Here is a 23,082-nt window from a genome sequence, read left to right as displayed (position 1 = left end):
TGGCTAGGGTGCGCCGCCGCGGGAAATCAGCTCCTTGGCCAGGCGGCGGTAGGCGTCCGCGCCCACGTGGTTGCCGGCATAGCTGGTGATGGGCTCCGCGGCGACGGTGGCATCGGCGAACTTGATGGAGCGCTTGATGACTGTCTCGAATACCTTCTCGCCGAAGGCCTCAACCAGGCGGGTGATGACCTCCCGGCTGTGCAGCGTCCGTGCGTCATACATGGTGGCCAGCACGCCGTCGACCTGCAGCCGCGGGTTGAGCCGGTCCTGGACTTTGTCGATGGTCTCCACCAGCAGTGCCACGGCGCGGAGGGCGAAGAACTCGCAGATCAACGGGATGATGACGCCATGGGCGGCCGTGAGGGCGTTGACCGTCAGCAGGCCCAGGGAGGGCTGGCAGTCGATCAGGACGACGTCGTAGTCGTCCTCGACCTTCTTGAGGGCACGGTCCAGGACCTGCTCCCGGGCCACCTCGTTGACCAGCTGCACTTCCGCCGCGGAGAGGTCGATGTTGGCCGGCAGCAGGTGGACGTTCTCCACGCCGGTCTGGTGGATCGCTTCCCGGATGTCCACCTTGCGGTCCATCAGGACGTTGTACACGGTGAGGTCCAGTTCGTGCGGGTTCACGCCCAGCCCTGCCGACAGCGCACCCTGGGGATCGAAATCCACCAGGAGGACGCGGCGGCCATACTCGGCGAGCGCCGCGGCAAGGTTGATGGTGGACGTGGTCTTGCCGACCCCGCCCTTCTGGTTGACCATGGCGATGACGCGGGCCGGGCCATGGGAGGACAGCGGCGCGGGTTCGGGGAACTCGCGCAGTGGCCGTCCCGTGGGGCCCATCACCGCGTTATCCAGGTCGAATTCCGTGCCTTCCAGAGTTGCCGAACCCTGTTCGCTGCTCACGTATCTGTCCACACTTTCGATGACGGTGATTTCCTGCCGCTGGCTCGCCAGCGCCGTTCGTTCTTGCTCCCAAGGTTACAGCGCCCGACACGGTATTCGAGGGAACTTGACTTTCCGCGGATGTTGAGCCTTGACCCTCTAGTTGAGGTCGAAGGTTGTCCCTTGGCATGCAGAAAACCGCCCCCGCAGCACGGCTGCGGGGGCGGTTTTTCGCGATGGTACTGCCGAAGGCTAGGCCTTGGCTGCCTCGCGGGCGCCTTCTTCCTTCGGTGCCATCTCGCCGTGGTGGTGGGCCAGCATGGTGGCTTCGTCGAACGGCTCCTGGCCGGACAGTACGCGGCCCACCTGGCCGCCGTCGATTTCCTTGACCCAGGTGCCGATCAGGACCGTGGCAACGGCGTTGCCGGTGAAGTTGGTCAGGGCGCGGGCTTCGGACATGAAGCGGTCGATGCCGACGATCATGCCCACGCCGCCCAGCAGCTCCGGCTTGTGGGCCTGCAGGCCTGCCGCGAGGGTGGCCAGGCCGGCGCCGGTGACACCGGCGGCGCCCTTGGAGGCGATGATCATGAAGACCAGCAGGGAGATCTGGGCACCAAGGTCCAGCGGGGTTCCCATGGCGTTGGCCACGAAGAGGGAGGCCATGGTCAGGTAGATGGCCGTGCCGTCCAGGTTGAACGAGTAGCCGGTGGGAACGGTGACGCCGACGACGGGCTTGGAGACACCAAGGTGTTCCATCTTGGCGATGAGGCGCGGCAGGGCGGCCTCGGAGGACGAGGTGGAGAAGATGAGGAGGTACTCGCGGGCCAGGTACTTCATCAGCTTGAAGATGTTCACGCCTGCCACCACCTGCAGGAGGCCGCCGAGGATGACCACGATGAACAGGGCGCAGGTGATGTAGAAGGCAATCATCAGGGTGAACATGCTCACGATCGCCTGGACGCCGGTTGCCCCGACGACAGCGGCGATGGCGCCAAAGGCGCCCACCGGAGCGAGCCACATGATCATGATGAGGATGCGGAACACCAGCGCCTGGCCGTGGCCGATGGCCTTCAGGATCGGCGCGCCCTGGGCGCCCATCTTCTGGAGCGCGAAGCCAACCAGGATGGCGGCAAGCAGGGTGGGCAGTACGGGGACGTCACCCGGGATGATGCCCAGCAGGAAGTCGACGGTGCTGTCCGTGGCTGCCTTCTTGTTGGGGTCGTAGGGTGTCAGCTTCAATCCTTCACCGGGGTGGATGAGGTTGCCCACCACCAGGCCGATGGCCAGCGCGAAGGTGGACATGATGATGAAGTAGCCCAGCGCCAGTCCACCCACCTTGCCGACGGTGGCGGCCTTGGCGATGGAGCCGATGCCCAGGACGATGGTGCAGAAGATGACTGGCGCGATCATCATCTTGATGAGCTTGATGAAGCCGTCTCCGAGGGGCTTCAGGGACTTGCCCACCTCGGGGAAGAGCAGGCCCACCACTGCGCCGAGGATGACGGCGGCGATAACGGCAATGTAGAGGTAATGCGACTTGTCCAGTCCCTTGCGCCGCGGCGTCGCGGTCTCGGGCGACTCTCCTCGTTGAGAAGCCATGATGTGTCTCCTTGTGGATATTCTGATAGACGCTGCGGCGCAGTCTCTGGGCTCAACACGTCCTTGCGATGTGATATCCATCATTGGGCACCCCGTGATCCAGCTCACCGTTGCGTTCATATTGGTCGCGGCGCACAGGCCGGGAAGAGGCTGGAGGTACGCATGATCCACCGCTGGAGTATCGCGCGCCGGCTCTTCCTGGCAAACCTGCTGATCGTCATTTCCTTCATCGCCATCGTGGGTACCGCCGCCTACGTGGATGCGAAGGACCGCACCTACGATGAGGAAGGCCGCCGCATGGAAGGGGTGGCAGCGTCCATCGCGGCCAATCCCCTGGTGCTCCAGGCGGCAGCGACACAGGATCCGTCCGCCCTCCTGCAGCCCTATGCCAGGGACGTGACAGCTGCCGCGCATGTTGACTTCATCACCATCATGGCTCCGGACCGGACCCGCTGGACGCATCCCAAGGACGAGGAGCTTGGCCGGCCGTACATCGGCTCCATCGACGCCGCCCTGCAGGGACGGTCCTTCACGGAAGTCACGGCCGGCACGCTCGGCCCTTCAGTGCGGACCATCGTCCCCGTCAAGGATTCCGCGGGAACGGTGAAGGCGCTGGTGGCTGCGGGTGTTACCGTCCGAAACGTCGACGTCGCCCTCGCCGGACGCCTGCCCGCCCTGCTTGCCCTCGGCGTCGCGCTGCTGGTTGGCGGATCCCTGGCGTCCTGGCTGCTGGGCCGGTACCTGAGCGGAGTCACCCGGGGCTGGGGGCCGGAACAGTTGGCGCAGCTGTTCGCCTACTACGAATCCGTCCTGCACTCGGTCCGCGAGGGCCTGATCCTGATCGATGCCAGGAAGCGCGTGGTGATGTACAACGACCAGGCCGCCGAGCTGCTGGGCTTGCCCGAAACCGGCAGCAACGATCCTACGCGGCCTCCATCGCTGGCAGACCTTCCCCTGGACAGCGAACTGCGCAGCCTGTTCGATTCGGGACGAAGCACCAAGGATGAGATAGTCCTGACCGGCTCCCGGGTCCTGGTGGTGAACCAAGGGCCAGCCAGGGGTCCGAAGTCCCCTGGCGCACGCGGGAAGATCCCTGTCTACGGAACCGTGGCAACGCTGCGTGACAGGACGGAAATTGAGGCCCTCGGCAACGAGCTGCAGACCATGCGGACCCTTTCCGACGCGCTGCGGGCCCAGACCCATGAACATGCCAACCGGCTGCACACCATGGTTTCGCTCCTGGAACTCGGCCGGACGGCGGAAGCCCTGGACTTCGCCACCCAGGACCTGGCCCTGAGCCAGCGGCTGACCGATGACATGGTGAGCTCCATCGACGAACCCGTGCTGGGTGCGCTGGTCATGGGCAAGGTGGCCGAGGCGCACGAGCGTGGCGTACAGCTGGAGGTGTCCACCCTGGGTTCGGGCGCGGCTCCCGGTGTTGCCGTGCAGGACCTGGTGACCATCCTGGGCAACCTGCTGGACAACGCCATCGACGCTGCCGCCGATGGGGCACCGCCGCGGCGGGTGGACCTGACCGTCGAATCCGACGAAGAGGGGCTGGACATCGCTGTCAACGACTCCGGCCCGGCAATCGACGCCGCGGCTGTGGACCAAATGTTCCGGCACGGCTACAGCACGAAGCCCGCAGGTATGGGCGGCCGGGGCATCGGCCTCGCCCTGGTCCGGCAGGCTGTCAGCCGGCTGGGCGGTACGCTGGCCATCAACGGGCAGCGCGGCGCCAAGTTCGAAGTCTTCCTGCCGGCAGCGGCGCCCCCGGCAAAGGAGCAGAGACAGTGAGCAACATCAGGGTCCTCGTCGTCGAGGACGAGGCCATCGCCTCGGCAGCCCATGCAGCCTATGTGGAGCGGCTGGAAGGGTTCGAGCTCGCCGGAACAGCACCGGACGGGCAGTCAGCGCTGCGGTTGCTGAACGAATTCGTGGCCGCCGGCCAACCGGTGGACCTGGTCCTGCTGGACATGAACCTTCCCGACCTCCACGGCCTGGACATCGCCCGACGGATGCGTTCCGCGGGGATCCTGGCCGACATCATCGCCATCACGGCCGTCCGCGAACTGGCCATTGTCCGCAGCGCGGTGGCGATCGGCGTGGTCCAGTACCTGATCAAACCGTTCACCTTCGCTACCTTCTCGGACAAGCTGGAGAGCTACCGGCAGTTCCGCCGGCAGCTGGCCGGTTCGGGGGGAGGCGCCGGCAAGGGCGGCGCCTCCCAGAGCGAGGTGGACCAGGCGTTCGCAAGCCTTCGGGCGCCGTCCGAGCTGCCCCTGCCCAAGGGGCTGTCAACGTCCACCCTGGGTTCCGTCCAGGATTTCCTCCGCCGTCAGCCGGAAGCCGTATCGGCCACCGAAGTCATGGACGCCCTGGGGATGTCCCGCGTCACGGCACGGCGCTACCTTGAGTACCTCGCCGACGCCGGGACGGTATCCAGGACGGCGCGTTACGGCACCCCCGGCCGGCCCGAGAACGAATACCGTTGGAGCGGCCGCTGAGGAACTGGGTGTCCCAACGCGCCGGCAGCGCCCTCAGCCGGTTTGTTCCCTGCCCACCCGCAGGGTGCCGATCAGCTGGTCGATGACCCCCGGGTCTTCGATGGTGGAGGGCACCGTGTACTCCTCGCCGTCCGCTATCTGGCGCATGGTCTTTCGCAGGATCTTCCCGGAGCGGGTCTTGGGCAGGGCATCCACCACCGTCACGTGCTTGAAGTCCGCCACGGCACCGATGTCGCGCCGAACCAGGGCCACCAGGTCCTTGGCCAGGACATCCTCCGGAACGTCCACCCCAGACTTAAGCACCACGTAGCCACTGGGGCGCTGGCCCTTGAGCGGGTCCGCGAGGCCGATGACGGCGCATTCCGCCACCGCAGGGTGCTGGCCGATGACCTGTTCCATGGCGCCGGTGGAGAGCCGGTGGCCGGCGACGTTGATGATGTCATCGGTGCGGCCCATGACGAACACGTAGCCGTCCCCGTCGCGGTAACCGGAATCTCCCGTGGCGTAGCAGCCATCGAAAGCCTGCAGGTAGGACGAAACATAGCGCTCGTCGTTCCGCCACAGGGTGGCCAGTGTTCCCGGCGGCAACGGGAGCCCCAGGACGATGTTGCCCTCCGTCCCGGGTTCGACTTCCTCCCCCGCGCCGTCAAGGATCTGGAGCTTGAAGCCGGGCATCGGAACACTCGGCGACCCCGCCTTGATCGGCAGCTGCTCCAGGCCGCGCGGATTGGCACAGATCGCCCAGCCGGTTTCGGTCTGCCACCAATGGTCCACGACGGGCACGTCCAGGATCCGGGAGGCCCACTGGAAGGTATCGCTGTCCAGCCGCTCGCCTGCGGCGAAAAGCGTACGAAGGCTGCTGACGTCGTACCCTTTCAGAAGTTCCGCTTCCGGATCCGCCTTGCGGATGGCCCGCAGCGCCGTCGGGGCCGTGAACAGCACGTTGACCCGGTGGTCCTGGATGACGCGCCAGAACGCACCGGCGTCCGGTGTCCCCACCGGCTTGCCCTCGTACAGCACGGTGGTGGCGCCCGCAAGCAGCGGACCGTAGACGATGTACGAGTGCCCCACCACCCAGCCGACGTCGGAGGCCGTCCACATCACGTCGCCGGGGCCGACGTCGTAGATATTCTCCAGCGTCCAACGGAGGGCGACGGCGTGTCCCCCATTGTCCCGCACCACGCCCTTGGGTGAACCGGTGGTTCCGGAGGTGTAAAGGATGTAGAGAGGGTCGGTGGCCTCGACGTCGACCGGAGCCACAGGCTCCGCCCGGCCCATCTGGATATCCCAGTCCAGCCAGCCCGGGTAGTCGGCTGTCGTGGCCGCAAAACCCTCGCGTGCCTTGACCAGAACCGGGGTCTCCGGCACATCGGCCAGTTCGAGGGCTTCAGCGACGGATGGCAGGTACTCGATCCGGCGGCTGGGTTCGATGCCGCCGGACGCGGTGACTACCACCGCCGGACCCGCGTCCCGGATCCGGGCAGCGAGCTCCTTTGGCGCGAAACCTCCGAACACGACCGAATGGACCGCTCCCAGCCGGGCGGTCGCCAGCATGGCGATGGCGGCCTCGGGAATCATGGGCATGTAGATCACCACACGGTCGCCCTTGCCCACACCGTTGCTGCGCAGCACCCCGGCGAAGCGGGCGGCGAGGTCGGTGAGCTCGGCGTAGCTGAAGCGTTGCTGGACGCCCAGCATGGCAGAGTCGTAGATCAAGGCGTCCTGCTGGCCACGGCCTTCCGCCACGTGCCGGTCGAGGGCGTTGTGGCAGGTATTCAGCACGCCGCCGGGAAACCAGCGGAACAGCGGGGCCCGGCTGGCGTCCAGCGCCTTCACCGGCGGTGTGCTCCAGTCGATCTGTCCGGCGGCCTCGAGCCAGAACTCCTCCGGCTGCTCCACACTGCGCTGGTAGGTGTCCCGGTAGCTGCTGGTGACCATCAAGTTATCCCATCCACGGCGTTGTGATGCAGCTCATGGTAGCGCCGGGGATCCACGCCGCACAAGGCCTTTGTATACATAGATGCGCTTCGTGATGGAAGAAGGCGCGAAACCTCTGGCTTTTCGCTCCTGCTTGTATACACTGATGGAGTCAATGAGGAAGGAGCCAGTGATGCGGGCCAGCGACAGAGCCTACGTTGCCCTGCGGGACGACATCATCGAGTGGCGCCTGGCGCCGGGGACCGTCCTGGCCGAGGTGGAACAGTCCGCACGCCTGGGTGTCTCGCGCACTCCGCTCCGGGAGGCGCTGAGCCGGCTCACGGCGGAAGGCCTGACGGCGGCGGCGGGAGGTCGCGGCGTCGTCGTCACCGATATTTCCCTTGAGGACATCGACGAACTGTTCGAACTGCGCGGAACCCTGGAAGGCAAGGCCGCAGCGCTTGCTGCCGAACGGGGTGACCGCGCGACGTTCGAGCAGCTGCAGCGCGAGCTGCTCGAGGCTCCGGAGCTGGTCCGGGGGCCGAACCCGGCGCTGCATGACTATTACGAACTGGTGGGCCGGCTGGATACGGCCATCGACGCCGCCATCTCCAACTCCTACCTGGCCCAGGCCATGCGCAGCCTGCGCGTGCACCTGGTCCGGGTCCGCCGGCTGGCAGCCGACGACGCCGGCCGCCTGACCGCCGCGGCCGCCGAGCACGCTGCCATCGCCGAGGCGATCGCGGCCGGCAACCCGAAGCTCGCCGAGGCCGCGACCACCATCCACCTGCACCGCAGCCTTTCCCACGTCAAAGCAACCCACGTACCGCACCAGAAGGAGCACCATGGTTAAGGAACACCACGTCCGCGTCTACAAGAGCGAGGAAAACCTGGCCCGCGAGGACCAGCTTGCCTACAAGATCGCCCAGGTCGCCGCCGACCCCGTGGAGGTGTCCAATGAGGTCACCGACATGGTGATCAACCGCGTGATCGACAATGCTTCGGTGGCCATCGCTTCCCTGAACCGCGCACCGATCGTCGCGGCCCGGGCACAGGCGCTTACCCATGGCCCCAGCACCGGCGGTAAGGGCTCCAAGGTGTTCGGCATCGAGGAGCGCGTGGCACCGGAATGGGCGGCCTGGGCCAACGGCGTGGCGGTCCGGGAACTCGATTACCACGACACCTTCCTCGCGGCCGACTACTCCCACCCTGGGGACAACATCCCGCCGATCCTCGCGGTCGCCCAGCACGTGGGCTCCAGCGGCAGGGACCTGGTCCGCGGCATCGCCACCGGCTACGAGATCCAGGTGAACCTGGTCAAGGCCATCTGCCTGCACAAGCACAAGATCGACCACGTGGCACACCTGGGCCCCTCCGCGGCCGCCGGCATCGGCACCCTGCTGGGCCTGGACGTCGAAACCATCTTCCAGTCCGTGGGGCAGGCACTGCACACCACCACGGCCACCCGGCAGTCCCGCAAGGGCGAGATCTCCACCTGGAAGGCTCATGCCCCGGCCTTCGCCGGCAAGATGGCCGTCGAATCCGCCGACCGGGCCATGCGCGGCCAGACCTCGCCGGTGCCGATCTATGAGGGCGAGGACGGCGTCATCGCGTGGATGCTGGACGGCCCGGACGCGTCCTACGTGGTCCCGCTGCCGACGCCCGGGGAAGCCAAGCGGGCCATCCTGGACACCTACACCAAGGAGCACTCCGCCGAGTACCAGGCGCAGGCCTGGATCGACCTGGCCCGCAAGTTGCACCGCGAGCACCCGGAGGTCACGGACCCGGCCAACGTGGAATCCGTGCTGATCAGGACCAGCCACCACACGCACTACGTGATCGGCTCCGGCGCCAACGATCCCCAGAAGTACAGCCCCACCGCGTCCCGGGAAACGCTGGACCACTCCATCCCCTACATCTTCACCGTCGCCCTGCAGGACGGCGCCTGGCACCACGTGGACTCCTACGCCCCGCAACGCGCTGCCCGCCCGGACACCGTGGAGCTGTGGCACAAGGTGAGTACCGTGGAAGACCCCGAGTGGACGCGCCGCTACCACTCGCTCGATATCGCCGAGAAGGCCTTCGGCGGCTCCGTCGAGATCACGCTCAAGGACGGCACCGTCATCACCGACCAGATCGCCGTCGCCGACGCCCACCCGCTCGGCGCCCGGCCCTTCGCCCGCGAGCAGTATGTGAACAAGTTCCGCACCCTCGCCGCGGGCCTCGTTGAGGAGGCGGAAATCGAACGGTTCCTCGCCGCCGTCGAACGCCTCCCACAGCTCGCCGCCGGGGAGCTGGACCAGCTGAACATCACCGCGGCCCCGGGTGTCATCGACCTGGCCGCGGCACCGAAGGGACTCTTCTGATGCTGTACTCGAAGACCACGCCGGAGCAGAAGCGGATCCGGTTCCGGGAACTGTTGTCCTCCGGGACCATCCAGCAGTTCCCGGGCGCGTTCAACCCGCTCTCTGCCCGGCTGATCGAGGAAAAGGGCTTCGCCGGGGTCTACATTTCCGGCGCCGTCCTCGCCAACGACCTCGGCCTGCCGGACATCGGCCTGACCACGCTCACCGAGGTCGCCACCCGCGCCGGGCAGATCGCCCGCATGACGGACCTGCCCGCCATCGTCGACGCCGACACCGGCTTCGGCGAGCCGATGAACGTGGCCCGCACCGTCCAGGAGCTTGAAAACGCCGGCCTGGCCGGCTGCCACATCGAGGACCAGTTCAACCCCAAGCGCTGCGGCCACCTGGACGGGAAGAACGTGGTGGACCTGGACACCGCCACCAAGCGGATCCGCGCCGCCGCCGACGCCCGGAGGGACCCCAACTTCCTGATCATGGCCCGGACCGACATCCGTGCCACCGACGGGCTCGAGGCGGCCCAGCAGCGTGCAAAGGCCCTCGTCGAAGCCGGCGCGGACGCGATCTTCCCTGAAGCCATGAAGGACCTCAGCGAGTTCAAGGCGATCCGCGACGCCGTCGACGTGCCGGTCCTGGCCAACATGACCGAGTTCGGCAAGAGCGCGCTGTTCACCGTGGACGAGCTGGCGGGCGTCGGCGTCAACATGGTCATCTACCCGGTCACCCTGCTCCGTAGTGCCATGGGTGCCGCTGAGCGTACTCTGGAATCGATCAAATCCGACGGCACTCAGGAGGCACAGGTTCCAAGCATGCTGACCCGTGCCCGGCTCTACGACCTCGTTGACTATGAGGCCTACAACCGCTTTGACACCGGGGTCTTCAATTTCCAGATCCCCGGCACCTAAACCAACCACCGGAATGCCGGCAGCTGCCGGACAACTGGCTTGAGGAACAAAGGAGTTTCAGCGTGGCTGAAAATGAGATCAAAAAGGGCCTTGCCGGCGTCGTGGTGGACTACACCGCGGTTTCCAAGGTCAACCCGGACACGAACTCGCTGCTCTACCGTGGCTACCCCGTCCAGGAACTGGCCGCCCGCTGCAGTTTCGAGGAAGTGGCGTACCTGCTCTGGAACGGCGAACTGCCCACCCAGGAGCAGCTGGCCGAATTCACCGCGCGGGAACGGGCCGGGCGTGCCCTGGACCCGGTGGTCAAACAGGTCATCGACGCCCTGCCCACAACGTCGCACCCGATGGACGTGTGCCGGACCGCGGCTTCCGTGATGGGGGCGCGGCACCCGTTGGCCGAGGACTCCTCGCGGGAAGCGAACATGGCGAAGGCCGTGGACCTGTTCGCGGCGATGCCTGCCGTCGTTTCCTATGACCAGCGCCGCCGCCACGGGCAGGACGTCGTGGAACCCCGGGATGACCTGGGCTACTCGGCAAACTTCCTGTGGATGACCTTCGGCGAGGAGCAGGTGCCGGAGGTGGTGGAGGCCTTCAACGTCTCCATGATCCTGTACGCAGAGCACTCCTTCAACGCCTCCACCTTCACGGCCCGGGTCATCACGTCCACTCTCTCGGACCTGCACTCCGCAGTCACCGGAGCGATCGGAGCACTTAAAGGCCCGCTGCACGGCGGCGCCAACGAGGCCGTCATGCACACCTTCGACGAGATCGGCATCCGGCAGGAGGAGTCCCTCGAAGAGGCCGCGGCCCGGGCGAAGGCCTGGATGGAAAACGCCCTGGCGCAGAAGAAGAAGGTCATGGGCTTCGGCCACCGCGTCTACAAGCACGGCGACTCCCGCGTGCCCACCATGAAGGCCGCCCTGGACAAGATGATCGCGCACTACGGCCGGCCGGAAATCCTGGGCCTCTACCAAGGGCTGGAGACGGCCATGGATGAGGCGAAGGCGATCAAGCCGAACCTCGACTATCCCGCCGGGCCGACGTACCACCTGATGGGCTTCGACACGCAGACCTTCACTCCCCTGTTCGTGGCCAGCCGCATCACCGGCTGGACCGCGCACATCATGGAGCAGCTGGACTCCAACTCGCTGATCAGGCCCCTGAGCGAATACAACGGGCACGAGGAGCGCCACCTGGCTTAGCGTCCCTGCCGGGAAGCAACCAAGGGACGTACGACGGCGGTCCGGCACTTTGGTGCCCGGCCGCCGTCGGCCTTTTAACCGTCAGCCCGGGAGGCTTGCCCAGCCCCCAGGAGGCATGGGTTAGTCCAGGAGGCTTTGCTCAGTCCAGGAGGCTTTCCGAGGATGCCACGGATTCGTTGTCCGTGTGCATCGTGACCACGACGTTGACCCTGCCCCCTTCAAGCACCACGGGAAGCCAATGGTCGGCGTCCTGCCACATCCGGTCCACCGGCAGTGAACTGACGCTGAACCATTCGGGCAGGATCTCATCGCTTGCCGTTGGTTCGCCGTTCCAGGTCCGGGCCGTGAAGAGCCGGGTGGCCATGTTCCATTCCGGCCTGGCGGGAAAAACGAAGCGAACAGTGCCGGCGTCGGCCAGGTCCTCCTGGCGGAGCACCACCGCGGTCTCTTCCAGCACTTCCCGGATGACGGCCTCGGCGTCGCTCTCCCCCGGCTCCACGTGGCCACCGATGCCCACGATCTTGCCCTTGCCGAAGCCTGTCTGCTTCAGTCCCAGCAGCACTTCGGCCCCGTTCTCCCCCTCCCGCAGAAGGAAGCACAGGGTCACGGCAGCGGCGCTCATTCCAGAACCCCCAACCGGCCGGTCATCCCAGCGCCCGGGGATGCGCCGCGGCATAGATCTCGCGGAGGGTGTCGGCAGTGACCAGCGTGTACACCTGGGTGGTGGTCACGGACGCATGGCCCAGCAGTTCCTGTACCACCCGGACGTCCGCACCGCCTTCGAGCAGGTGCGTGGCGAACGAATGCCGAAGAGTGTGGGGTGAAACATCGCGGGTGATGTTGGCCTTCTCAGCGGCCGCCTTCAGGATGGTCCAGGCACTCTGCCGGCTGATCCTGCCACCCCGGGCGTTGAGGAACAGTGCCGGCGTCCCCTTGCCCTTGGCGGCGAGCAGGGGCCGGCCGCGCACCAGGTAGGCGTCCAGCGCACGTGCGCCGTAGGAGCCCAGCGGCACCAGCCGTTCCTTGGATCCTTTGCCGAACAGCCGGACAATCGCGGGCCCGGCGTCCGGCTCTGCCAGGGAGATGTCGTCAACGTCCAGCCCCACGGCCTCGCTGATCCTGGCACCGGTGGAGTAAAGGAATTCGAGCAGGGCGCGGTCCCGCAGCCCCGTGGCTGTATCCGTTCCCGCGGCCTCGAGGATCCGGGTGACCTCGTCGACGGTGATGGCCTTCGGCAGCCGCTTGCCGGCCATCGGGGGATGCACGTCGCTTGCCGGATCGGCCGGCGTGTACGCTTCCAGCGCCCAGAACTTGTGCAGCCCGCGGACCGCCACCACCGTCCTTGCTGCCGACCGCACCCCGAGCGCCGAGCCGCCGTCGGATCCATCCGCAAGGGCCCGTACGTACCCGGTGACGTGGTGGCGGGTGACATCCTCCGGACGCTGGCACCCGGCCCGGGCCAGGTAGCGTGCATAGCGTGCCAGGTCCCGCCGGTAGGCCGCCAGGGTGTTGGCTGCCAATCCGCGTTCCACACCCATGTGCTGCAGGTAGTCCGTGATGCCGCGGTCGATGGCGGCAGGAATGTCCGGCGGGGCGGCTCCGGCAGCTACCGCGTTCGGAACAGGTTCGACCGCAGGTACCGCTTCAGCCGAGGGACCGGCGCTCACCGAAGCACTGACCATCAGCGCTGGCTGGGGCGTGCGGGCCAGGGGGCGTCCGCGGGGCGGAGGCCTTCATAGTTGCCTGCGCGGGCGGCGGCGGCGGCGAGGATTCCGACGACGGCGGACGGGTTGTGCAGGCGGCCGGCCAGGACCGAGGCCACGGCGTCGTCCAGGCTGATCCAGTGGAACTCGATTTCGGCTTCTTCGTCCGTACGTTCGTGCCGTTCGTGGTGCGGTACTTCGGTAAGGTCGCGGGCAAGGTAGATCCGGATGGCTTCGCTGGAGGAGCCCGGGGAGTTGAAGACGTCGGCCAGCACGTTCCACGTACCTGCCGCAAGGTCTGCTTCCTCAGCCAGCTCTCGGGCAGCCCCCACCACGAAATCTTCGCCTTCGACGTCGAGCAGGCCTGCCGGGACCTCCCAAAGGTCCATGCCCACCGGATGCCGGTACTGCTTCAGGAGGAGGATCTGGTCCTCGTCGTTCATGGGCAGCACTGCCACCGCCCCGGGATGGTCGATGTAGTCCCGGGTCAGGGCGTCGCCCGAGTCGGAGAGCTGGAACGTATCGCTCACCACGTCCCAGATCCGGCCCTGGTACACCTTCTCGGTAGACAAAAGACGGCGCGGGCTTGGTGCATCCGAAACCTGTTTGGCAGGGGTGGCTTCGTGTGTACCAGGCATAGCGCCGTCCTTTTTGTTCTATTGACTACTTAGCGGCAACGCTACCCGATGCTGCGGGCTCGCCAGCCGCGGGCACTGCCGTGTCGGCAACGCCCTGGGCTGCGGTCCGCTGAGCGGCTTCCTGGTGGTCCAGCGCCGCCTTGACCAGGCCCGCGAACAGCGGGTGCGGACGCGTGGGCCGGGAGCTCAGCTCGGGGTGGGCCTGGGTGGCAACGTAGTACGGGTGGACGTCGGCAGGCAGCTCCACGAACTCCACCAGCTTGCCGTCCGGGGAGGTGCCGGAGAAGACCAGGCCCTTGTCCGTGATCTGCTGGCGGTACTTGTTGTTGACCTCGTAGCGGTGCCGGTGGCGTTCGCTGACGGTGGTCTTGCCGTAGGTACCGGCGATGACGGAGCCCTCATCGAGCTTGGCTTCGTAGAGGCCCAGGCGCATGGTGCCGCCCAGGTCCCCGCGGCCTTCAACGAACTCCAGCTGCTCCTCCATGGTGGCGATCACGGGGTACTTGGAGTCGGGCTCGAACTCGCTGGAGGAGGCGCCCTCCAGGCCCACCACGTTGCGGGCGTATTCGATCACCATGCACTGCAGGCCAAGGCAGAGTCCCAGGACAGGCAGCTTGGTTTCGCGGGCGAATTTCAGGGCGCCCAGCTTGCCTTCAAGCCCGCGGATGCCGAAGCCGCCCGGCACGCAGATGGCGTCCACGCCGTCGAGCGCCTTGATGGCACCTTCCCGGGTCTCGCATTCATCGGACGGGACCCAGCGGATCTTGACCTTTGCCTCGTTGGCGAAGCCGCCGGCGCGCAGCGCTTCGGTGACCGAAAGGTAGGCGTCCGGCAGGTCGATGTACTTGCCCACCAGGGCAATCTCGACGTGGTGCTTGGGGTTGTGGACCGCTTCCAGAAGCCGGTCCCAGCTGGTCCAGTCGACATCCTTGAAGGGCAGGTCGAGTGCACGGACGATGTAGGAGTCCAGGCCCTGGCTGTGCAGCGTCTTGGGGATGTCGTAAATGCTCGGGGCGTCCGCGGCGTTAACGACGGCGTCGATGTCGACGTCGCACATGCGGCCGATCTTCTCGCGCATGGCATCGGGCACTTCGCGGTCCGAGCGGATCACGATCGCCTCGGGCTGGATGCCGATGGAGCGCAGCGCAGCCACGGAGTGCTGCGTGGGCTTGGTCTTCAGTTCCTGGGACGGGCCGATGTACGGAACGAGCGAGACGTGCAGGAAGAAGACGTTGTTCCGGCCGATGTCCTGGCGGACCTGGCGCGCGGATTCGAGGAACGGCTGGGACTCGATGTCGCCCACGGTGCCGCCGATTTCGGTGATGATGACATCCGGGGCGTTCTTGCCCTCGGCAGGCAGGCGCATGCGGCGCTTGATCTCGTCGGTGATGTGCGGGATGACCTGCACAGTGTCGCCGAGGTACTCGCCGCGGCGTTCCTTGGCAATGACCGTGGAGTACACCTGGCCGGTGGTCACGTTCGCGGAGCCCTCGAGGTTCTCGTCGAGGAAGCGCTCGTAGTGCCCGATGTCCAGGTCCGTCTCGGCGCCGTCGTCGGTGACGAAGACCTCGCCGTGCTGGAAGGGGTTCATCGTGCCCGGATCCACGTTCAGGTAGGGATCGAGCTTCTGCATGGTTACTGACAGGCCGCGTGCCCGCAGCAGGTGGCCGAGGCTGGAAGCCGTCAGCCCCTTTCCGAGCGAGGACGCCACACCGCCGGTGACGAAGATGTGCTTGGTCGTCTTGGAGGAACCCGGGAACCGGGAATTTACACGGGAATTTGATCGCTGCACCACGGAATTCGAGCCTATCATCAATTGAGCCTTCCACGGATCGGGAGGGACGGGTTCCCAAGCGTTCCAGTCTGCTGGTCCACGGCCTGTTTATTCAAGGGGTATTCCCCGCCTTGGGCCTTCCGGCTTTCGCCCTTCAGGCCCGCTGTGGCAGGAGTTTCGCGTCATCCAGCAGTTCCTGGGCGTGCGCCTGCGCCGACTCCGAGTCCTCCTGCCCGGCCAGCATGCGGGCCAGTTCGCGGACGCGTTCCGCCCCGTCCAGGAGGCGAACATCACTGGACGTAAACCCGGTGGCGGTGCCGCCGTCGGCTCCCCGGACGGATGTCTTGGTGACGGTGATGTGCTGGTCCGCAAAGGCAGCCACCTGCGGCAGGTGCGTGACCACCAGGACCTGGACGTGGCGGGCCAGCATGGCCAGGCGGCGGCCGATCTCGACGGCGGCGCGGCCGCCAACGCCCGCGTCCACCTCATCGAAGACGAAGGTGGGGACGGGATCCACGGCTGCCAGCACCACCTCGATGGCGAGCATGACGCGGGAGAGTTCACCGCCGGACGCGCCCTTGCCCAGGGGCCGGGCCGGCGCGCCGGAGTGCGGCTGCAGCAGGAAGGAGATCTCGTCGGCACCGTGCGGTCCCAGCTGGCCGGCCGGCTCGATGTTGATGACCAGCGTGGCGTCCGACATCGCCAGGGCCTTCAGTTCGGCACTCACGCGGGCGGACAGGTCCTTCGCTGCCTTGGCCCGGATCTTACTGATGGCGGCCGCCTGCTTGGTCAGTTCGGCCGCGGCGCGCTCCACCTCGGCGTCCAGCGCCTCGATCCGCGAGGAATCGTCCTGCAGTTCGTCGTAGCGGACCCGGGCGGTTTCCGCCCACACCAGCACTTCGTCGATGGTGGGAGCGTACTTGCGTACAAGTTTGGCCAGGGCCGCCCGGCGGTCCTCGATTTCGGCGAGGCGTTCCGGGCCTTCGGTGTCCAGCCCCGCCTGGTAGCTCGCCAGGTCGGTGGCGATGTCATTGAGCAGGAAGCCGACTTCTGCCAGCCGCGCAGCGGCGGAACCCAGCTCGGCATCGTGTTCGGCCACATGCTCCAGAGTGCGCTTCGCGGTGTCCACCATGGTGGTGGCGTCGCCCGCTTCGCCGAAGTCCTCCGCGATCAGCGCCTGGTGCGCCGTGCTGGCGGCGATCCTCAGTTCCTCGACGTTGGCGAGCTTCACGGCTTCGGCCTTCAGCAGCTCGTCCTCCCCCGGCTGCGGGTCCACCGCGTCGATCTCGGCGAGGGCTGCTTCGAGGGATTCGGCTTCGCGGAGCCTGTCCCGTGCCGCGCTGCGCAGGGTGTCCAGTTCCGCCTGGCTGGACTTCCAGTGGCTGAAGAGGTCCTGGTAGGCGGCCAGCGGGCCGGCCAGGGTTTCGCCGGCGAACTTGTCCAGGGCTCCGCGCTGGGCGGCCGCCCCCTTGAGCCGGATCTGGTCCGACTGGCCGTGGACCACCACCAGGGATTCGCCGATCTCGGCGAGGACGCCCACGGGGGCGGCGCGCCCGCCCAGGAAGGCACGGCTCCGGCCGTCGGCGCCCAGGCGCCGGGCGAGGATCAGCTCCGCGCCGCCGTCGAACTCCTCTGCCTCGGCGCCGGCGTCCAGGGCACGGGCGACGGCGGGATGTCCGGCGTCGAGCTTGAGCACGGCCTCCGCGGTGGCACTCTTCGCCCCGCTCCGCACCGCGCCGGCGTCAGAGCGGGCACCGAGCAGCAGGCCGACGGCGGTAACCACCATGGTCTTGCCGGCACCGGTTTCACCGGTCACCACGCTCAGGCCCGGCCCCAGCGGGAGCGTCGCGTCGGTAATGACGCCAAGATCGCGGATTCTCAGTTCTTCAAGCATGACTTCACTTTGCAGTCGAGGGATCGGGATCGGGATCGGGGTTTCCCGGCTGCGGAACCTGCAGCGGGGGCATGGGCCGGGGTGTCCGCACGATGGGGATGGGACCGGTGTGGATGGCATCGGACTTGGGCACCGGCCCGCGCCAGCCATGGATGGGGAGCTGGAACTTGCGGACCAGGCGGGCGGAGAACGGGGTCTGGTGGGTCCTCGCGAGGCGCACGGGGTTGGCCGATTTAGTGACTTCGACGCGCGCGCCGGGCGGCAGGTCCACGGAGCGCCTGCCGTCGCACCAGAGCACCCCCTGGGCATCGGTCCGGCCCAGGACCTCCACGGCCAGCTTTGAGCGGGGTGAGACGACCAGCGGTTTGGCAAAGAGCGCGTGGGCGCTGATCGGCACGATCACCAGGGCTTCCACCTCGGGCCACACCACGGGGCCGCCGGCGGAGAAGGCGTAGGCGGTTGACCCTGTGGGGGTGGCCAGCACGATGCCGTCAGAGCCGAAGGAGGTCAGTGGGCGTTCGTCCACTTCGGTGACCACTTCGAGCATCCGCTCCCGGTTGGCCTTCTCGATGGCGGCCTCGTTCAGTGCCCAGGTGTGCCAGATTTTCTGGCCGCGGACCCATACCTGGACGTCGATGGTCATGCGTTCTTCCACCGTGTACTCGCGGCTCGCCACCCATTCGACGGTCTGGGCGAGGTCGGCCCGCTCGCTTTCGGCAAGGAATCCGACGTGGCCGAGGTTGACGCCCAGCAGCGGGACGTCCACCTCGCGGACCAGCTCTGCGGCCCGGAGAATGGTGCCGTCACCGCCGAGGACCATGACGAGTTCGACGTCGGGAAGCTGGACATGGTCGTGCAGCACCTCCACCGGCTGGGCGAGGTGCCCGAAGAACCGTTCCATGTCCGCCAGCTCGGATTCCTGCATCACAGGGACCATTCCTGATCCATGCAGCAGGGCGCAGGCTTCCCAGGCGGCCTTCAAGGACTCCTCGCGGCCAGTGTGGGCGAGGACCAGTACACGCCTGCTCATCAGGTTCCGCTCTCTAGTGTTTCGGCAAGATTTGTCCGAGCAAGGCAGCCACTGCTGCCTCCCGCTCTTCGATCTTAGGCAAGTCTTTGCTGATCCTGCGTCTTATCCACAGGAAGTATTCGACGTTTCCGTCCTGGCCCGGCAGCGGACTCACCGCCAGTCCGCACAGGTCCAGCCCGGCGTTGAGCGCTGCCGCGGCGACTTTCTCCACGGCCATCCGGCGTTCCCGTTCCGAGGTGACCACGCCGGTGCGGCCCAGGCGGTCCTTGCCGATTTCGAACTGCGGCTTGACCATCAGGACCAGGTCGCCGCCGGGTTCGGTGCAGTGCGCCAGCGGCTGCACCACCAGGGTGAGGGAGATGAAGGACAGGTCGGCGACGGTCAGGGCGGCCGGGCCGCCGATGTCCTCCGGAGCCATGTACCGGACGTTCATGCCCTCGTGGACCTCCACGCGGGCATCCTCGCGCAGGTGCGGCACCAGCTGGCCGTGCCCGACGTCGACCGCCACCACGTGTGCCGCGCCGCGGCGCAGGAGGACGTCGGTGAAACCCCCGGTGGAGGCACCTGCGTCGAGGCACCTTTTGCCGTGGGCCGAGACCTCGGGGAAGGCGTCGAGGGCACCGGCCAGCTTGTGCCCTGCACGGCTGGCGTAGGTGTCCCGGTCATCATGTTCCACGGCGAGATCCCTCGAGTCATCAACCTGAAGGGACGCCTTGGCGAGGACCTGGCCGCCGGAGCTGACCTTGCCGTCGGCGATCAGCGAGGCCGCGTGCGTGCGTGACCGCGCCAGCCCGCGGGCAACCAGTGCCTGGTCGAGGCGCACTGCCATCAGCCTGCACCGCCCGTGGGGTGATCTGCTTCGGGACCGCTGCCGGCGGGGTCCTCGTTGAGGGCTGCCAGCAGTTCGTCGTGGAGCATGTTGTACACCGCTTCGTGCTCCGACGCCGGGGCCTGCGGCAGTGTCTCCAGGTGGTCCAGCGCGCGCTGCACCAAGGGGTCCGCTACTTCCTTTTGGCTGGCAGGCCAGTCCGGGGAGGGCTGGACAGCCGCAGGTCCGTCGTCGGTGCTCAGCTCAGTCATCCGACCAGTCTAGTGATCCAGCCAGGCCAGTTTGGGCGCTTTTGCCGTTGCGGCGCCGGGGGTGGCTGCCCACCACGCAGCGCAGGCCGCCCGCCAGGAATCCAAGTCGTCCCTGCTGCCAATGACGCCCACAGCTCCGTTGGCCACCCGTGCCGTCGCGTTGCCGCAGGTGTACGTGCCGTCGTCGTGCGTCACGTCCGGGTAGGGGCGGTGCAGGTCGGTCAGCGAGCCGATGATGTAGTCCGGACGTTCTGCAGCCCGGGCCGCCAGGATGGTCTCGCGCGTGTCGACGCCGGTCAGGACGGCGACGGTGGCAAAGCCGGCGTTGTTGCCGCCCAGGATGTCAGTGTCCAGGCGGTCGCCAACCACCAAGGGCCGCTCGGCGCCGAGACGCTTGGCGGCTGAGTGGAAGAGCGGGGCCTCGGGCTTGCCTGCCACCCTGGGCTGCTGGCCGGTGGCCGCAGCCACGGCGGCCACAAGGGTGCCGTTGCCCGGGGCGATCCCGCGTGCCTGCGGGATGGACATGTCCGTGTTGGTGGCTACCCAGAGCGCACCGGCGTTGACCACGTAGGTGGCTTCGGCAAGGTCCTTCCAGCCGATGGCCGGGTTGAACCCCTGGACCACGGCCACGGGCTCCTCGTCCTGGCTGCCCACCGGCACCAGGCCCACCAACTCGATTTCCCGGGCAAGAGCCGGGCTGCCGGTGATGAGGATCCTGGAGCCGGGAGCCAACAGCGAGGCCAGCAGGTCCGCCGCTGCCTGCGAGGAGCTCACCACCTGGTTGTCCTCTGCCGGCGCGCCCAGCTCGCGGAGATGGGCAGCAACTTCTGCCGGCGACCGGGAGGCGTTGTTCGTTACATAACCCAGCCCGATGCCCAACCCTGAAAGCTGCGTGAGCGACTCAATTGCTCCGGGGATGGCGTGCGGGCCGGCGTAAACCACGCCGTCCAGGTCCGCGAGGAGCGCGTCGAAGCGCGATACCAGGGAAACTTCACTCATCCGTTGTCAGTCTTCCCTGGTGTCCTGGCCGTTGCCCGTAGTGGACTCTTCATCCAGCTGGGATTCAAGCTCGTCGTCTCCCACCGAGTCCTCGTCCGATTCTGCATCATCGGAGACGAAGTAGTCGGCGTCCTGGTCATCGAGGTTGCTGTCCTGGGCAGCCTTCGCTTCGGTGGCACGGGTTGCTTCGGCGGCAGGCGCTTCGGCGGCAGGTGCTTCGGAAGCCCCTGCCGCGGAGGCCTTGGACGCGCGCTCCAGCATCCTGCGGCGTTCGGCCTCTTCGCGGGCCTCTTCTTCCTCGTCCCAGCCAAGGTCGATGATTTCAGGTTCCTCGTCCACACCCTGTCCCAGGGCGTTCTCGGCTACCACTGCCTGCCGGCTCCACTTCTCAGCCTCGGCTTCACGGCCTGCGGCCTTGAGCGCGTCGGCGTAGGCACGGAACAGGCGCGGGCTGTATGAGAACGCGCGGTTGATGTCCAGCTGCGGGATTTCGAGTTCCGCCACGGCGGCGTCCAGCTGGCCGAGGTCCGTGCGGGCCCCCGCGGCCACCATGGCAAGCTCCACCTTGCCGGGTGCATCGAGGTCCTGGGCCTCTTCCGAGCGGGCAACATCGAGTGCACGGTCGGGCCGTCCGAGGCCACGCTCGCAGTCCGCCATGACAGGGAGGTGCACGTTGGAACCGCTGATACGGCGGAAGGTGCGGAACTCACGGAGCGCTTCGCCGTAGTGGCCAGCCGCGTAGGCAGTCAGTCCGACGGCCTCGCGGACGGCGGCAAGCCGGCCGCCACGGCGGCTGGCAGCCAGCGCGTGCTGGAAGGCGAGCTCGGGTTCGTCGTCGATGAGCCGTCCGGCCATCACCAGGTGGCGGGCCACCCACTCTGCGCTCTTGGCCTCGAGGGTCTTGATCTGGTGCTGGGTGGCGCGGTCAAGCTCCTTGCCTGTGACGTCCTCGTCGATTTCCGGCGAGCGTTCGCGGTCCGGGCGGTTGGCGCTGCGCAGGTCGGCAGCATTGGGTACACGGGCCGGACGTTCCTCCTGGCCGCGGCCAAAGCTGCGCGGACCGGACTCGCCGCGGGGAGATCCACCGCGGGACGGGCCTCCCTCGAAACTGCGGGGTCCACGGTCCTGGCGGTCGCCGAAGGGCTTGCGGTTCCCGCCGGCAAAACCGCGGCGCTCACCTTCCCCTTCACGGCGGGGACGGTCGCCAAACGGCTTGCGGTCACGATCACCGAAACTGCGGCGCTCATCCCCCTCGCGGCGCGGACGATCACCAAAGGGCTTTTTGTCGCGATCACCAAAGGGCTTGCGGTCGCGGTCACCATAGGGCGCACGGTCGCGGTCACCAAAGGGCTTGCGGTCGCGGTCACCGAACTGCTTACGCTCACCACCGCCAAAACCGCGGCGCTCACCTTCACCATCACGGCGCGGACGGTCACCAAAGGGCTTTTTGTCACGGTCACCGAACGGCTTGCGGTCGCGGTCGCCATAGGGCGCGCGGTCGCGGTCACCGAACTGCTTACGCTCACCACCGCCAAAACCGCGGCGGTCACCTTCACCATCACGGCGCGGACGGTCGCCATAGGGCTTGCGGTCCCGATCGCCATAGGGCGCGCGGTCGCGGTCACCGAACTGCTTACGCTCACCTTCGCCATCACGGCGCGGACGGTCACCAAACGGCTTCCGATCACGATCACCGAACGGCTTACGCTCACCGCCGCTGCCAGAGCCTCGGGAGGAGTAGTTGCCGTCCCGGTCCCCGCGTGAACGGAAACCGCGTGGGTCCCCGCCGGAGTTGTTGTTGCCCCGGAAGGCGCCACGGTCGTTGCCGCGGTTGCCGCCGTTGTGCTCGGCCATATGGATTCCTCCTGTTGTGAGCCGACCACTGGCGCAAAGGCAGCCGCTCGTTTCGTTTGCTACGCGACCCCACATCAAGCGCTGGGAAGCCCGTACATCTTCATCAATTCTAGTGGAGCCGCAAAATCCGCCGGGACACCGCGGGCCCGGACGACGGCATCGTGGCCATCTTCACAAAACGTCCCCCAGGCCAGGTTCCCCCAACGCGCCATCACGTCCTGCCGCTTCCCCGGGGACGCGTTATCAGGCCGCCTGCCAGCGGGTTGCCGGGAAGGGTGTCGGGAAGTGGTGGTGTTTGGTGGGGTGGGTGGTGGGTGGTGTTTTAAATGTGGGAGGCCCCAACCGTGTGGTTGGGGCCTCGACCATGTGGTGTGTGTCCGGCGGTGTCCTACTCTCCCACACCCTCCCGGGTGCAGTACCATCGGCGCTGTGGGTCTTAGCTTCCGGGTTCGGAATGGGACCGGGCGTTTCCCCCACGCTATGACCGCCGTAACCCTTGTACCCGTCCCCCCTTGCAGGGGGGTGGGAAGACTGTGTGGTTACAACATCCCTGCCCGATTGGGGGCAGGTAGTGGTGTTATTCAATTGTTGGTTCCTGGCTGTGCAACCCGGTGTTGGGGTTGTTGGTTGGGAACCACATAGTGGACGCAAGCAGAGTTTGTATGTTTCTGTGTGGTGTAAGTTGTTGGCCTATTAGTACCGGTCAGCTTCACGAGTCGTTAGTCCTCGCTTCCA

The 23,082-nt window shown here is 67.1% G+C and carries 19 protein-coding genes and 1 rRNA gene; 6 read left to right on the top strand and 14 right to left on the bottom strand.

Translation table 11 applies throughout. The features are described from left to right. Nucleotides 1-3: 3 nt before the first annotated feature. Together K4G53_RS20120 and K4G53_RS20115 are read right to left on the bottom strand one after the other, a co-directional pair. Nucleotides 4-903: a ParA family protein gene (locus tag K4G53_RS20120; protein ID WP_221387463.1), complete on the bottom strand. Its 900-nt coding sequence runs from the start codon at nt 901-903 to the stop codon at nt 4-6. 231 nt (nt 904-1,134) lie between these two features. Continuing rightward, nucleotides 1,135-2,481: a cation:dicarboxylate symporter family transporter gene (locus tag K4G53_RS20115; protein ID WP_221387462.1), complete on the bottom strand. Its 1,347-nt coding sequence runs from the start codon at nt 2,479-2,481 to the stop codon at nt 1,135-1,137. Nucleotides 2,482-2,643: 162 nt separating this feature from the next. Here K4G53_RS20115 and K4G53_RS20110 point away from each other — a divergent pair, with 162 nt between their 5' ends. Continuing rightward, nucleotides 2,644-4,278 (top strand): sensor histidine kinase, encoded by a 1,635-nt coding sequence (locus K4G53_RS20110; RefSeq protein WP_221387461.1) that lies wholly within the window; start codon nt 2,644-2,646, stop codon nt 4,276-4,278. Continuing rightward, entirely contained in the window at nt 4,275-4,988 is a 714-nt protein-coding gene (locus K4G53_RS20105) for a response regulator (RefSeq protein WP_221387460.1), read from the top strand. Before K4G53_RS20110 ends, K4G53_RS20105 begins: the two co-directional genes overlap by 4 nt. A gap of 33 nt (nt 4,989-5,021) precedes the next feature. Here the strand turns inward: K4G53_RS20105 and K4G53_RS20100 are convergent, their stop codons facing one another. Further along, nucleotides 5,022-6,926, bottom strand: coding sequence for a propionyl-CoA synthetase (locus K4G53_RS20100; RefSeq protein WP_221387459.1), 1,905 nt, complete (start codon nt 6,924-6,926; stop codon nt 5,022-5,024). Nucleotides 6,927-7,098: 172 nt separating this feature from the next. Here K4G53_RS20100 and K4G53_RS20095 point away from each other — a divergent pair, with 172 nt between their 5' ends. The 4 genes from K4G53_RS20095 to K4G53_RS20080 all read left to right on the top strand — a co-directional run bounded on the left by K4G53_RS20095 (nt 7,099) and on the right by K4G53_RS20080 (nt 11,375). Beyond that, complete coding sequence (locus tag K4G53_RS20095) at nt 7,099-7,758, top strand: GntR family transcriptional regulator (protein ID WP_221387458.1); 660 nt, start codon at nt 7,099-7,101, stop codon at nt 7,756-7,758. Beyond that, complete coding sequence (locus K4G53_RS20090; protein WP_221387457.1) at nt 7,751-9,271, top strand: MmgE/PrpD family protein; 1,521 nt, start codon at nt 7,751-7,753, stop codon at nt 9,269-9,271. Before K4G53_RS20095 ends, K4G53_RS20090 begins: the two co-directional genes overlap by 8 nt. Continuing rightward, on the top strand, nt 9,271-10,173 hold the full coding sequence (prpB, locus tag K4G53_RS20085; RefSeq protein ID WP_221387456.1) for a methylisocitrate lyase: 903 nt from the start codon (nt 9,271-9,273) through the stop codon (nt 10,171-10,173). Before K4G53_RS20090 ends, prpB begins: the two co-directional genes overlap by 1 nt. 62 nt (nt 10,174-10,235) lie before the next feature. Then, a complete protein-coding gene (locus K4G53_RS20080; protein WP_221387455.1) occupies nt 10,236-11,375 on the top strand; it encodes a bifunctional 2-methylcitrate synthase/citrate synthase in 1,140 nt (379 codons plus the stop codon). A gap of 139 nt (nt 11,376-11,514) precedes the next feature. On the opposite strand, the gene K4G53_RS20075 is transcribed toward K4G53_RS20080, so the two are convergent. The 11 genes from K4G53_RS20075 to rrf all read right to left on the bottom strand — a co-directional run bounded on the left by K4G53_RS20075 (nt 11,515) and on the right by rrf (nt 22,839). Further along, nucleotides 11,515-11,997: an 8-oxo-dGTP diphosphatase gene (locus K4G53_RS20075; RefSeq protein WP_221387454.1), complete on the bottom strand. Its 483-nt coding sequence runs from the start codon at nt 11,995-11,997 to the stop codon at nt 11,515-11,517. Nucleotides 11,998-12,019: 22 nt separating this feature from the next. Continuing rightward, nucleotides 12,020-13,057: a site-specific tyrosine recombinase XerD gene (gene xerD / locus K4G53_RS20070; RefSeq protein ID WP_221387453.1), complete on the bottom strand. Its 1,038-nt coding sequence runs from the start codon at nt 13,055-13,057 to the stop codon at nt 12,020-12,022. Then, the gene (locus tag K4G53_RS20065) at nt 13,057-13,716 is read right to left on the bottom strand and encodes an NUDIX hydrolase (RefSeq protein ID WP_221387452.1); all 660 of its coding nucleotides are present in this window, start codon (nt 13,714-13,716) and stop codon (nt 13,057-13,059) included. Before K4G53_RS20065 ends, xerD begins: the two co-directional genes overlap by 1 nt. 25 nt (nt 13,717-13,741) lie before the next feature. Then, the gene (locus tag K4G53_RS20060; RefSeq protein ID WP_221387451.1) at nt 13,742-15,529 is read right to left on the bottom strand and encodes a CTP synthase; all 1,788 of its coding nucleotides are present in this window, start codon (nt 15,527-15,529) and stop codon (nt 13,742-13,744) included. Nucleotides 15,530-15,644: 115 nt separating this feature from the next. Further along, on the bottom strand, nt 15,645-17,384 hold the full coding sequence (gene recN / locus K4G53_RS20055) for a DNA repair protein RecN (RefSeq protein ID WP_221387450.1): 1,740 nt from the start codon (nt 17,382-17,384) through the stop codon (nt 15,645-15,647). Nucleotides 17,385-17,388: 4 nt separating this feature from the next. Then, nucleotides 17,389-18,414 (bottom strand): NAD kinase, encoded by a 1,026-nt coding sequence (locus K4G53_RS20050; RefSeq protein WP_221387449.1) that lies wholly within the window; start codon nt 18,412-18,414, stop codon nt 17,389-17,391. 13 nt (nt 18,415-18,427) lie between these two features. Beyond that, nucleotides 18,428-19,243, bottom strand: coding sequence for a TlyA family RNA methyltransferase (locus K4G53_RS20045; protein WP_221387448.1), 816 nt, complete (start codon nt 19,241-19,243; stop codon nt 18,428-18,430). Further along, entirely contained in the window at nt 19,243-19,494 is a 252-nt protein-coding gene (locus K4G53_RS20040) for a hypothetical protein (RefSeq protein ID WP_221387447.1), read from the bottom strand. Before K4G53_RS20040 ends, K4G53_RS20045 begins: the two co-directional genes overlap by 1 nt. Before the next feature lie 9 nt (nt 19,495-19,503). Beyond that, nucleotides 19,504-20,493 (bottom strand): HAD-IIA family hydrolase, encoded by a 990-nt coding sequence (locus K4G53_RS20035; protein WP_221387446.1) that lies wholly within the window; start codon nt 20,491-20,493, stop codon nt 19,504-19,506. Between the two features lie 6 nt (nt 20,494-20,499). Then, a complete protein-coding gene (locus K4G53_RS20030) occupies nt 20,500-22,347 on the bottom strand; it encodes a hypothetical protein (RefSeq protein ID WP_221387445.1) in 1,848 nt (615 codons plus the stop codon). A 375-nt stretch (nt 22,348-22,722) separates the two neighbouring features. Beyond that, nucleotides 22,723-22,839: ribosomal RNA gene (gene rrf, locus K4G53_RS20025) — 5S ribosomal RNA — on the bottom strand. Between the last annotated feature and the right edge of the window lie 243 nt (nt 22,840-23,082).

Origin of the sequence: Arthrobacter sp. MAHUQ-56 (genome assembly GCF_019710585.1) — a bacterium.
Lineage (GTDB): Bacteria > Actinomycetota > Actinomycetes > Actinomycetales > Micrococcaceae > Arthrobacter.
This window is presented reverse-complemented; position numbering and strand designations above follow the sequence as displayed.